This is a genomic window from Chryseobacterium sp. IT-36CA2 (assembly GCF_949767875.1).
Taxonomy (GTDB): domain Bacteria; phylum Bacteroidota; class Bacteroidia; order Flavobacteriales; family Weeksellaceae; genus Chryseobacterium.
In genome coordinates, this window is sequence record NZ_CATKPG010000020.1 from 882,782 (window position 1) to 895,024 (window position 12,243).

General features: G+C 34.8%; 12 protein-coding genes. All 12 read right to left on the reverse strand.

Annotated elements, in window-relative coordinates:
* Positions 1-20: 20 nt before the first annotated feature.
* Positions 21-479 (reverse strand): GyrI-like domain-containing protein, encoded by a 459-nt coding sequence (locus tag ACM6F9_RS11420; protein WP_414845845.1) that lies wholly within the window; start codon positions 477-479, stop codon positions 21-23.
* Positions 480-682: 203 nt separating this feature from the next.
* On the reverse strand, positions 683-1,015 hold the full coding sequence (locus ACM6F9_RS11425; RefSeq protein WP_414845846.1) for a gamma-glutamylcyclotransferase family protein: 333 nt from the start codon (positions 1,013-1,015) through the stop codon (positions 683-685).
* Positions 1,015-1,644, reverse strand: coding sequence for an SGNH/GDSL hydrolase family protein (locus tag ACM6F9_RS11430; RefSeq protein ID WP_414845847.1), 630 nt, complete (start codon positions 1,642-1,644; stop codon positions 1,015-1,017). The genes ACM6F9_RS11425 and ACM6F9_RS11430 overlap by 1 nt, the downstream gene beginning before the upstream one ends.
* 344 nt (positions 1,645-1,988) lie before the next feature.
* Entirely contained in the window at positions 1,989-2,402 is a 414-nt protein-coding gene (locus tag ACM6F9_RS11435) for a ribonuclease inhibitor (RefSeq protein WP_414845848.1), read from the reverse strand.
* Positions 2,383-6,078 (reverse strand): phosphoribosylformylglycinamidine synthase, encoded by a 3,696-nt coding sequence (locus tag ACM6F9_RS11440; RefSeq protein ID WP_414845849.1) that lies wholly within the window; start codon positions 6,076-6,078, stop codon positions 2,383-2,385. Before ACM6F9_RS11440 ends, ACM6F9_RS11435 begins: the two co-directional genes overlap by 20 nt.
* 26 nt (positions 6,079-6,104) lie before the next feature.
* Positions 6,105-6,233 carry a hypothetical protein gene (locus ACM6F9_RS11445; protein ID WP_262708443.1) on the reverse strand — a complete coding sequence of 43 codons (129 nt, stop codon included), beginning with the start codon at positions 6,231-6,233 and terminating at the stop codon, positions 6,105-6,107.
* Between the two features lie 13 nt (positions 6,234-6,246).
* Positions 6,247-6,564, reverse strand: a complete 318-nt coding sequence (locus ACM6F9_RS11450) for a DUF1016 N-terminal domain-containing protein (protein ID WP_414845850.1) — start codon at positions 6,562-6,564, stop codon at positions 6,247-6,249.
* Between the two features lie 193 nt (positions 6,565-6,757).
* Positions 6,758-7,729, reverse strand: coding sequence for a WG repeat-containing protein (locus ACM6F9_RS11455; RefSeq protein ID WP_414845851.1), 972 nt, complete (start codon positions 7,727-7,729; stop codon positions 6,758-6,760).
* A gap of 28 nt (positions 7,730-7,757) precedes the next feature.
* Positions 7,758-8,741, reverse strand: coding sequence for a hypothetical protein (locus tag ACM6F9_RS11460; protein ID WP_414845852.1), 984 nt, complete (start codon positions 8,739-8,741; stop codon positions 7,758-7,760).
* Positions 8,742-8,826: 85 nt separating this feature from the next.
* Complete coding sequence (purB, locus tag ACM6F9_RS11465; RefSeq protein ID WP_076597264.1) at positions 8,827-10,254, reverse strand: adenylosuccinate lyase; 1,428 nt, start codon at positions 10,252-10,254, stop codon at positions 8,827-8,829.
* Positions 10,255-10,501: 247 nt separating this feature from the next.
* Positions 10,502-10,642 (reverse strand): bacteriocin-like protein, encoded by a 141-nt coding sequence (locus ACM6F9_RS11470; RefSeq protein WP_156118435.1) that lies wholly within the window; start codon positions 10,640-10,642, stop codon positions 10,502-10,504.
* 679 nt (positions 10,643-11,321) lie between these two features.
* A partial coding sequence (locus ACM6F9_RS11475) for an RHS repeat-associated core domain-containing protein (RefSeq protein WP_414845853.1) occupies positions 11,322-12,243 on the reverse strand: 922 nt, incomplete at its 5' end.

The window sequence follows — 12,243 nt, forward strand, 5'->3', positions numbered from 1 at the left end:
TTAGAAATATTTTTTATCTTTTATTTCACAGCGATGAAAATATCAATTTCTGCGTCTAGCGGATTCTGTGCTTTTTTTCCATAGACTTCAAAATCGGCTGTAAATGCTCTTCCCAGATCCATGTTCCAGATTTTGATCCATTCATTAATGACCAAATCTTTTGAAACGTCTCCTTTTACTGTAAATTTCAGATAGTCTCCACCATCAAAAGAATACCCAACCATTCCTTCCGGAATATCATCAAGGTTTTCTACTTCACATCCGAGAACTGTAGTATATGGTTTTGTATGGTCTTTTTCGTAATCTGTGTAGATAGAATAGATGGTATTGTCTATTTTATTTGGAATTGAATTGATAATATCTTCGTTTATCATTTTCTCCCACAATACCGGAATATCTTTTCCTGCCTGTCCATTTTCATTGGTTGTTCTTACCGAGATTCCGATTACCTTAAAAGGTTTTATTTTTACATTATTCATTATTAATTCTTTGTTATGGAGCAAAGATAAGGTGAGGTTGTGACAAGGGGGTGTCAGGAGTTTTTTAAGTTTTGGCTAAAGCCGATGGATTTATTTTTATAAGGTGAGTGGGCTTCCTTCGACTAAGCTCTGGATTATAGCCCACTCCTATTGAATATTTTAAGAAAGAGTTTATTAAGATTGCTTCGCTATGCTCGCAATGACTATTTCCCGACATAGATAAATCCTTTTTTTCCGGATTTAAAAACAGTTTCAATTCTTTTATAATCATCTACTTCATATTCGTCAGCCTGAAGGATTTCTGCTTCTGTTACTTCAAAAAGTACTCCTTCTACCTGATCATTATCATTTCCTGAAAATTCAAGTACGGGGTGGTATTTCTGACCGCTTTTCCGAAGAACTTCAGGATCTGTAATTTCAAGCATACTTAATTTGTAGCCTGACAAAATGTCCTTTTCACCTTGCAAAAGTCTTCCAAAGGTTTCCATTTGAACCTGCTCTTTCTGCAGGGTTCCGTAAGAAAATAAATGTGGCATTATAAATATTTTTCAATGATTGGGATTGCAATTTCAGCCATCATTCCGTAGCCTTTTTCGTTGGGATGTACACCGTCTGCGGAAAGCAGTATCTCTTTATCCAGCAGGAAAGCGGAATAAAAATCAATATATGTCAGAGAATTTTCAGCTGCAAGATCTTTCAAGATCTGATTATACACTATTACATCTTCGTTGATTCTTTTCTTTCCTGAGCTTACCATTATTCCATCTATTTTTTGAGAGAAAGGGAGAATGCTCACAAGGTAAATTTCATTAGAAAACTGTCTGGCATGTGCAATAGCGTCTTTAATATTGCTTTTAAATTTTTCAGGATCTACGATTTGCGCTCCATCTTTTACAGCAAGATCATTGGCTCCATAGCTTAGAAAAACGATGTTTCCATCGGCAGAATTTCTTGCACTTAATTCGTGGGGAATTCTTTTCAATAATCCTTCTGTTGTTTCACCTCCTATTCCGAGATTGAACAGGATCAGTTCATCTCCATTTCCTTCGTGAAATTTTTGCAGGGCATATCTTTTCAGAATATCTACCCAACCGCCAAAAACTCCGTCATATTCCCCGTAGGTAATGCTGTCACCGAAGAACAGCCCATAAATAATTTTCTTCATTCAATTCTTACTATTTTCTGTTTAGCTTAAGTAAAAGTATTAAGAAAAAATTATTTAATGATTATAAAATTGCTGAATTTATGGAGGTTTTTAACGCAAAGTTTTACTATTTTTTGTAATATTTCTAAGGGAGCTAAGATGAATCAACAAGTTGATTTGATGAAGCGGATATAACCAAAATGATTTGAACCATTAAGTTTTTTTAAGGAGTGAAGAATTATTAAGGTAACAGCTGAAGCGATTATTTAAGCAGACTGCTTAATCATCTTATATGATCTTAACTCACCTTAAAATCTTTACTATTCTTAAGGTTTAAAATTCAAATTATTACTCATTGCTTATTATTATTCAAGCTTCAAAGTAATATTACTATGTGATTCTATAATTTCCACCAGGATTTCAAAAAGGGTTTGTCCTTTTCCTTCGGTCAGGTCATTTAATTTTTGTTGAATCAATTCTATATTGAATAGTTTTCCCTGTCTGATTTTGTTTTCGTAGAATTCACGGGTGGCTTCATAGCCTAAGTCTTCTTTTGATTTTTCTGATTCTTTCCAGATGATTTCAATTTCTTCTTTGTTTTCAAATACTCCGAAACCACCGTAAAGAATATCGTCAAGCCCATCCAATGTTCCTACTTTCCAGTCTGTATCTTTCATCAGAACACTGGAAACCTCTTCATAGAAACCTCCTAAAGACGAAAAATGACCGCCATTGATGACGATCATTTTTCTTGTATTGTTATTTGAAGTATTCAACACCGTTTTTGAATATGTTATGATAATTCGCGGTTGGTATATTCTTCATGAGGCCTTCAGCAAATCGTTCCGGGTGTCCCATTCTTCCATAGATCTTTCCACATGGACTGGTAATTCCTTCGATTCCGAATAATGAGTTATTCGGGTTGAAAGGCATCCCGTGGGCAATATTTCCATCAAGATCAATGTATTGGGTAGCAATTTGTCCGTTTTCATACAATTTCTTGATTTCTTCTTCCGAAGCCATGAAACGTCCTTCTCCGTGGGAAATCGGAATGGTGAAAGTTTGTCCTTTCATTCCTTTTAACCAAGGGCTTTCATCATTCAATACCTGTACCGTTACCATCTGAGAGATGTGTCTTCTGATCGCATTGTGAGCCAATGTTGGAGAATTCTCATCCAAATCTTTGATTCTTCCGTAAGGCAACAGTCCTGATTTCACCAGCGCCTGGAACCCATTACAGATCCCGATGATCATCCCGTCTCTGTCTAATAATTCGTGTACTGCATTTTTCATTTTCTCGTTTTTCAGAACGTTTACAATGAATTTTGCAGAACCATCCGGCTCATCACCAGCAGAGAAACCTCCTGAGAATGCCAGAATCTGAGAAGTTCTGATCTCTTCTACCCATGCATCAATACTCTCATCCAGTAACTGGTGATTGATATTGATCAAAGGCAGACTGCTTACTACAGCTCCTTCTTTCTGGAATGCATTCAGCGTGTCATACTCACAGTTGGTTCCCGGGAATACCGGAGCGAATACTTTAGGCTGTGCAATTCCGTGTTTTTTAATAATGATATTTCTTGGATTGACAGAATTGTGTTTAGCATCAATTTCAACTGTAATCTTTTCTTTTTCTACTGTTGGGAAAAGATTTTCGAATGTATTTGTATTGGCTGCTACAAGGTCTGTAATGTTTGATTCAAGACCGTTAATTTTTAAAGTCCCCGAATCTTTTACTTCCCCAATCAACTGAAGAGCAGCCGAGCTTAATTCTTCTTTTGCTTCAATGATTAAGCTACCGATATTTTTAGCTAATAAAAGGTTTTCATCAGCATTGATTTCAGTGCCTAATCTGTTTCCGAAGCTCATTTTTGCTAAAGCTACTGCAAGACCTCCTTCTTTCACTGTTTTCACAGAAACAATTTTTCCTGCTTTGATGTTTTCGAAAATGAATTCAAAAACTTCTTTTAAAGCATTATAGTTTGGAAGTCCGCTTTCCTGAGCAATATGGTTGAAGAAATACAGCTTGTTTCCAGCATTCTTCAATTCTGGAGAGATGATATTTTCTTTATCTCCGTTGGCACATGCAAAAGAAATCAAGGTTGGTGGAACATTAAGATCCTGGTACGTTCCACTCATGGAATCTTTACCTCCGATAGCAGCAAGACCTAAATTGATCTGGGCATCATAAGCTCCTAAAAGTGAAGCTAAAGGTTTACCCCATTTTTCTGGATTCTGTCCTAGTTTCTCAAAATATTCCTGGAAGCTTAGTCTGATGTTTTTATAATCACCTCCCATCGCTACAATCTTCGCAACACTCTCTACTACAGCATAAGATGATCCTAACAGTGAGTTTTGTTTTGAGATTTCAGCATCGAATCCCCAGCTTGCCAAAGAAACAGTTTTAATATCTTTTGCTCCTAAAATTGGTAGGGTCTGCACACTTCCTTCCATCAGGGTCTGCTGATATTTTCCTCCTAAAGGCATTGCCACTGTAGTTGCTCCAATTGAAGAATCGAACATTTCAAGCAATCCTTTTTGGGAAGCCACGTTTTTATCTTTTAAGATGTTCAGGAAGTTTTCTGATGTGAAAGCTTTTGTTTCTTCTTTTACTTCTTCAAGGTGAGTGATTTTCACTTCCTGAGATTTTGAACATCCGTTGGTATCTAAGAAAGCTCTTGAAAGGTCTACAATTTTGTCTCCTTTCCAGAACATCTGCATTCTTCCGGAATCTGTCACTTTTGCTACTTCTACAGCAACAATGTTTTCAGCTTCACAGAATTTGATGAATTTTTCTTTATCCTGAGGATCTACTACCACAGCCATTCTTTCCTGAGATTCAGAAATAGCCAGCTCGGTTCCGTTTAATCCTTCATATTTTAAAGGTAATACGTCAAGGTTTACTTCTAAAGAATCTGCAATTTCTCCAATCGCTACAGAAACTCCTCCTGCTCCGAAGTCATTTGATTTTTTGATCAGCTTCGTTACTTCAGGATTTCTGAATAATCTCTGGATTTTACGCTCTTCTACCGCATTTCCTTTCTGAACTTCAGAACTCATAGTGTGGATAGAAGTTTCGTCCTGTTCTTTTGAACTTCCGCTTGCTCCTCCTACCCCGTCACGACCTGTTGCTCCACCTAAGATAATGATTGAATCACCGTTTTCAGGTTTTTCACGTCTTACCCAGTCTACAGGAACAGCTCCGGTAACGAAACCAACTTCCATTCTCTTGGCTTTGTATCCTTCGTCATAGATTTCGGAAACCATTGTAGTGGCAAGACCAATCTGGTTACCATAAGATGAATATCCGTTGGCAGCCTGTTTGGTAATGGTTTTCTGAGGTAATTTTCCTGGTAAAGTTTTGTCAACAGATTCTAAAACGTCTGCCGCACCCGTTAATCTCATGGCCTGGAAAACGAAAGATCTTCCGGATAATGGGTCTCTGATTGCACCTCCCAAACAAGTAGAAGCTCCTCCGAAAGGTTCAATTTCTGTTGGGTGGTTGTGCGTTTCGTTTTTGAATAATAAATACCAAGGTTCTTTTTTACCGTCGTATTCTGCTTCAATCTGGATGGTACATGCATTGATTTCATCAGAAATGACAAGGTTATCCAGGTTCCCTGTTTTATGGAAATATTTACCGCATACTGTTGCCAGATCCATCAATGAAATGGGCTTCAGCTCACGACCTAAGAATTTTCTTTTTTCGATATAATCATTGAAAATAGTTTCCAATGTGTGTTTGAACTGACCTTCAAACTGAATGTCTGACAACTGTGTTTCGAAAGTTGTGTGACGACAGTGGTCGCTCCAATACGTGTCTAATACTTTTAATTCTGTTTCCGTAGGATTTCTCTCTTCAGTTTTGAAATATTCCTGAATAAATTTCAGGTCATCCAATCCTAATGCAAAACCATGATTGTTATAGAAGCTTTCAAGTTCCGCATCATTGAAATTGATAAAGTTTTCGTGGATGATTACTTTTGACGGGGTTTCTTCTGCAGGAATGTCCAGAATTGATAAGTCTTTTTCCTGAGATTCTACTTTGTTGATCAGAAGGTCTTTGATTTTAACCAAATCCGCTTCAGAAACTCCTTCAAATTCGATCAGCTTTCCACTTCTTACTTTTGATTTTTCATTTTCTGTCAGCAAAGCGATACACTGTTGTGCAGAATCCGCTCTCTGATCATACTGACCAGGCAAAAATTCCATTCCGAAATGAATAGTTTTTGCAGGGTTTTCTGTATGTAAAATATCAGTAACAGGGTCTACGAAAGTATTGTTTACTACTTTTTCAAATTCTCCGTCATTCAAATTGAAAATATCATATACATTGTATACTTTCACACTTTGAACTGCCGGAACAACCGCTTTTACTTCATCAAAAATTTTTGGACTTTCAACATCGAAAATTCCTCTTTTTTCTACGAAAATTCTTTTGTTATTAGACATTAGATGTCAGATTTTTAATATTAGATTTATTTTTTATTTTCAAATTTATTTCTTGCTATCTCTATTGAACGATGCAATTTTTCAAGCAAAACTTTTTCTGAAGGTAAGATAAGTAAATATTCTGCTACTTTTATATTATCCCCTTCCAGATTCATGAGTTCTATATTTTCATGATAATTGTCGCATCGCTGATGCGACAATTTCAAAGTCATCGAAAACAGATGCAAACTGCATCATTTTTCGGATACTTTTTTCAGAAAATGAATTTCCAAATTCTAACGTAAGTTGTTGAGAGATCTGTACAATAACTTCTTTGCCATACTCTGCTCTTTTATTATCTAAAACATCTTGATTTATTCTTTTGCCAATTTCCCAGTATAAAACCACCATCGCCGAGTTTACCTGAGCTGCAACCTGACTTCTTGTCTTGTCTACCAGCTCCTTAAGATCGGTCATTAATTGTTGATGATTTTGATTCTGTAACATTATTAAAAATTAGATGTCAGATTTTTAATATTAGATTTATTTTTCTTTTTACCTTTTCTGAGTTAAAGTTTCTTTCTTTAAACCCATCTATATTGGAAATTTTTGAAAGAGATTTTCCCTCCAATTATTCTGTACAAATTTAAAGGAATAAGTCTATCTTCTTCAAATTTGAACTGAGGAATTTCCAATTTATTTATTTATTTATAAATTTATTAGGATTGTCCTTATGCTCTTTCTGAAAGTCTTCTACATTTTTTATTTCTTCTTTCAGCCAGTTTTCAAAAGGAACTTTTTTTTCATTAAAATCCTCAATCGCATAAAATGTTTTACCATCTTCTGAAACCAGGAATTTGAAACGATAAAGCATATCCAAATCCTTTTTCCTATAATCATAAGTATTCACCTGATAATAGGAAAAGTTTTCTTTTGGTCTTTCTACGATTTCAAAAAACAGATTTTTTTCCTTTTCAGATAACTTATCATAAAAATTCACATAATAAAGATCTGAAAGCTTTTTCTTCTGCTTTTCAAAGAACTGAAGAATATTCTTCTCTTTTTCATTGTACTGAAACGGATTAGGATAATATTTCCCGTCTATTTCAACATCCTGCTCTGTTGGTTTTGCCAATGGCTGAATGGTTTGTCCTTTGACATTCATTACTCCCCATTTTCCGCCTACAATTGCTCTGTGCTCATCATTGGTCTTTTCCCAGTCGCAACCGTCACAAAAGGTGGCATATCCGTAATTAAAAGGAAATGCAAAGTCATGCTCAGCTTCAATAATCGTCTTTCCGTTTCGGTCTGCAAATCCTACTTTTCCATTTTTAACCAATCTTCTCAGTCCTTCAGAGAAATAATCTGCTCCATTGTCATAAAGGAAAGGCTGGTACAGAAATTTTCCATTTCTGTCATACACATATCCCCATGCATTTTTTTCCGATTTTTCACCTTCTTTACTTCCATCAAAAAGAATGGTTTCTCCTTCTACAGGATCTCCATCTTTTAGAAATGAAAAAATTTTGAACTGTGCCGGAACAATTATTTTTCCGGCCTTATCTTTTACTCCCACTAAAGAATCTTTGGATTTAAAATAATGTAAATCTTCTTTAGTCTGAGAAAAAGAAATGATTGGTGTCAGTATGATGGTTAAAAGTATTTTTTTCATTGAATTGGAAGTGGTTTCAAAGCTTAATTTACTCGTCTTTAGTGAGATCCGTTTTCTTACGCGAATTTACAATAATATAATACTTATTAGCAACATCATAGTCTATAGAATTGTTTAGCTTCCACTTCTGATAACCTTCATAATCAAACTGATGATTTTCTGGCGGACTTAATAAATAGTTATACTGCTCCATTAAATATTCGTCTATAAAGCCATCATTTCGAAGTTTTGTGAAGAACGAAATCAATTTATCTACTGTGAAATTACCTTCTTTAATTGATGTAGAATTTTTTTTCGTCTTGTAATCTATAAAACCATTAATTCCCGCAATGTGAAAATCTAAAAGGATCCCAGGAATTCCTGAAGCTCTTTCGTATTTATCAATATTCTCATATATCCATTTCATCTTATTTGTAGCACTACTCATGGTGATTCTTAATAATACAGTGTCACGAGCAGCAACAGGTGCATAAAAAATATTCGAATATCTTGTTAAAGGATTATTTTGTACAATTTTTGCTGGTTGTAAATTCTTTAAAAATTCGTCATGCATTTTATCCAGAACTAGAGTATCATTCCCTTTTTGGCTTATTTCTGAAATAAAAACCCAAAAACCCGCATCATAAATTCTTATATTAATCAGTCTGTTAAGATGGTTAAAATAGCTACTGATTCCGTGAAGCTTGAACTTTCCTTCTTTAAAGGTTACTCCTTTATTTACTTTTTCACTTTCTTTAGGAGTATATTTTCTTTCAGTTAAATCTTTATAATAATGATTTAAAAGCCTTTCCTCATCAAGAAAAGCCGGAATAATTTTGAATTTAAATAATGCATCATTACTCTTATTTTCATATTCCGCAACAAAAACGCTGTCATTTTTAGAGTTTGTAAACAATGCCGTTCTGGAAAAGCCACCCAAACTAAAAGGAGCGGTCATTCCTGAAACTATATGGCTAAAATCGGCATCTGATCTGATTTTTTTATTCGGTTTTAAATCCTGAGAAAATATCATCACGGGAAATAAAAAAAAAATAAAAAACAGGTAAATCTTCATACGAATTAAATAAAATATGCAGCCGAAAAGACTGCATATTGTTTTATACTTTAAGATCAGCTTCCAATCCTATTAAGTCTTTATTTTGGTCTATAATCGGCTGTACTTCATTTTTGATGAATTCCTCCGTCTGGATCGGCGCGAAACCAATAAAGTTCTTAGGATCTAAAACTTCTTTCAGTTTTGATTTGTCTAGTTTTAAAGAATCGTCGTTTAAGATTCTCTCGATAAGGTCATTTTCTTTTCCTTCTTCTTTCACTTTCTTGGAAGCTTCCATAGAGTGAACTCTGATCACTTCATGGATTTCCTGGCGGTCACCACCAGCTTTTACTTCTTCCATGATGATGTATTCTGTCGCCATGAAAGGAAGCTCTTCCATAATATGTTTGTTGATTCTGTTTGGATAAACAACGATTCCGTTCATGATGTTGTTCCAAATTAATAGGATTGCATCAACAGCTAAAAACGCCTGAGGAATTGTTAATCTCTTATTTGCAGAGTCATCCAATGTTCTTTCAAACCATTGTGTAGAAGCTACCATTGCAGAACTTGTTGTCAGAGACATTACATATTTTGCCAATGCCCCGATTCTTTCACTTCTCATTGGGTTACGCTTGTATGCCATTGCCGATGAACCGATCTGGTTTTTCTCGAATGGTTCTTCAATCTCCTTAAGGTTTTGAAGTAAACGTAAATCGTTTGTGAATTTATGTGCAGATTGTGCAATATTTCCTAATAAAGCAACTACCTTCGCATCAATTTTTCTATCGTAAGTCTGTCCGGAAACTCCGAACACTTTTTCGAAACCGAATCTTTTTGAAAGTTCTTTATCTAAATGTTTTACTTTAGAATAATCACCGTTAAAAAGTTCAAGGAAACTTGCAGCAGTTCCTGTAGTTCCTTTTACTCCTCTGAAACGAAGGGTTTCAAGGAAGAAATCCAATTCTTCGATGTCAAGAACCAAACTCTGTAACCAAAGTGTAGCTCTTTTTCCTACCGTCGTCAACTGAGCCGGCTGGAAGTGTGTGAATCCTAAAGTGGGAAGGTCTTTATACTGAATCGCAAAATCCGAAAGATTTTTCATCACGTTCACCAACTTTTTCTTTAAGATTAAAAGTCCGTCACGGATTTGAATTAAGTCTGTATTGTCTCCTACAAAAGCTGAAGTTGCTCCAAGGTGGATAATTCCTTTTGCCGAAGGCGCCACATCACCATATGCGTGAACGTGAGCCATTACGTCATGACGGAATTTTTTCTCATACTCTGCAGCTTTCACGTAATCGATATTTTCAGCATTTGCTTTCAATTCTGCAATCTGCTCGTCTGTGATATCAAGACCAAGGTCTTTTTCAATTTCAGCAAGAGCTATCCAAAGCTTTCTCCAATTCTGGAATTTGTTGTTGTGTGAGAAGTTAAATAACATTTCTTCACTGGAGTAGCGTTCTTCCAATGGATTTTTGTAGGAATTCATTCGTTCTTTTACTTTTTAGATGTACAAAAATACGGTTTTTCAGTGAGAGATGAAAATCCTGTTCTGATGATTTTCATTCATGATTTATACTTATACTTTTGTCTTAAAACAAAAGTATTCAAAAGTTCAAGACGGGAATTATCCGCTAAAAATTTGAATCTATTTTTAAGCCAATTAGTGAAGAGTACATAAAACAGGCTGCCCATTTCTGAGACAGCCTGTTTTTACATTATTTTCATGAATCAAATTAATCAATAAGTCCGCATGATGATCCTACAGGAATACATTTTTTTACAAATGAACACCAGAAATATCCTGGCAGACACATTGGGATTCCTCCCTGAACGGTTTTCAATTCTCTTTTTGAAAGTTTTCTTAGATTTTTCATAGTAACATTTTTTTGTTTTTTTCCTACTCTAAATGCTTTTCGGATTACGCTTTAATTTGGTAATACCAATATACATATTTTTGGGATACAAAAAAATATAACCTGTTCATCTTATATAATTTACAAAGGTAATTATTTATTAACTTTTGATGATCATCAATATAGTTTCTTAAAACAAGAAAGATAAAAAACCTCCGCTGTTGCAGAGGTTTTATTTTATTTGTGGACACGAGCGAGACGCTCGCGCCAGCGGGTGGAGAGTTGCTTTTATACTTCTATAAACTTTGAACGGATTATTTTATGAAAAAAAATCCCTAATAAAATTATACTGATAATAATATTATAAATTCCTAAAATTTTATTAGAAGAAGCGTACAAATATGTATAAATATAATATTCCACGATGAAAAACAATATTATACATAGTAAAAAATATATTCCTTTTTTTATTTTCAATATATAGTATAGAGGAAAACCAAAAATCAATATTAATGGTATTGCATATATTGCCACATATAAAATATAATTTAAAGTAAGTTTAAATATTTCTGAAGATGTTTCTGCATTATCTAATACAATACTTTTAAATCTATCTCCGACAAAAGCAAGTATAAAAAAGAAAACAAAATACTTTACTAATAAGTACAAAAAACTATTGGTAAGGGTAATTTTAAACATATTAATTTCTTTTATAAAATTGTGATGGATAATATGAAAAATCTCTTGTTGGAGCCATTCCTCTCGGAGTTGGAGTTGCTCCAGTAACAGGGGCAGTATGCGTTTTCATAAAAGAAGGCTGATTATATTGCATTAATTTAGAAGTATTACCGTTACCTGAAACAGTTAAATTTGCTGAAGGAAATATATTTGTAGAAGCTCCTACCGAAAGATTTCCATTACTACTGTTATAATTGACATTTAGTTTTTGAGCAACATCTACAATTTTAAAACCAACTGTATTTAAACCATATTCTTCAATTTTGGAAACGCTAGCGTGCTGTTCAAAATTAACATTAGCTCCCGTTGATGTAGAGTTCATACTGAATGTATTATTGCTACCTCCTTCTCCTGGATAGAACATTCTTGGTGCACCTACTGGGGTTGGACCAGGTTCAGATTTATAATTTCCAACCAAGCTAGTTAATTCTCCTGCGGAATTTTCTCTTCCTGTCAACGTTAATGTACTTGTTAGTTTAACACCTGATGCATCCATCCCTAATGAAAAGGCAGAAGGTACATCCCAAAGTTTTTTATCTATATAGCTTGTAAAAGTAAATGTTAACTCTTTTCCCATGTAAGTTTCCCCTGCTTTTGTTGTAGCTTGGTTATTTGCGTTTTTATCCCAATAAATGGAACCATCCTGTCTTTGAACAAAATCATTAACACTACGACCATCAGGATCTGTAAATCTCATCGGATTATTTACAGCGTAATTATAAGGCGACCATCTACGATATTGTTCTGCCAGCGGATCTACCACACCCCATCTTCCCAAATCCGGCATATACATCCTTGCTCCATAATCATACATCCCACTTTCCTGCAATTCCTTCCCATTGTACTTATAGTTATAGCTTGGATTTCCTACAGAAGGATTAGAA

Excerpts from the sequence above, each read along its gene's own strand:
- ACM6F9_RS11460 (WP_414845852.1), bottom strand. The coding sequence starts at position 8,741 with ATGATATTTTCTCAGGATTTAAAACCGAATAAAAAAATCAGATCAGAT.
- ACM6F9_RS11420 (WP_414845845.1), bottom strand. The coding sequence starts at position 479 with ATGAATAATGTAAAAATAAAACCTTTTAAGGTAATCGGAATCTCGGTA.
- ACM6F9_RS11470 (WP_156118435.1), bottom strand. The coding sequence starts at position 10,642 with ATGAAAAATCTAAGAAAACTTTCAAAAAGAGAATTGAAAACCGTTCAG.
- ACM6F9_RS11445 (WP_262708443.1), bottom strand. The coding sequence starts at position 6,233 with ATGAATCTGGAAGGGGATAATATAAAAGTAGCAGAATATTTACTTATC.
- ACM6F9_RS11430 (WP_414845847.1), bottom strand. The coding sequence starts at position 1,644 with ATGAAGAAAATTATTTATGGGCTGTTCTTCGGTGACAGCATTACCTAC.
- ACM6F9_RS11425 (WP_414845846.1), bottom strand. The coding sequence starts at position 1,015 with ATGCCACATTTATTTTCTTACGGAACCCTGCAGAAAGAGCAGGTTCAA.
- purB (WP_076597264.1), bottom strand. The coding sequence starts at position 10,254 with ATGAATTCCTACAAAAATCCATTGGAAGAACGCTACTCCAGTGAAGAA.
- ACM6F9_RS11455 (WP_414845851.1), bottom strand. The coding sequence starts at position 7,729 with ATGAAAAAAATACTTTTAACCATCATACTGACACCAATCATTTCTTTT.
- ACM6F9_RS11440 (WP_414845849.1), bottom strand. The coding sequence starts at position 6,078 with ATGTCTAATAACAAAAGAATTTTCGTAGAAAAAAGAGGAATTTTCGAT.
- ACM6F9_RS11450 (WP_414845850.1), bottom strand. The coding sequence starts at position 6,564 with ATGTTACAGAATCAAAATCATCAACAATTAATGACCGATCTTAAGGAG.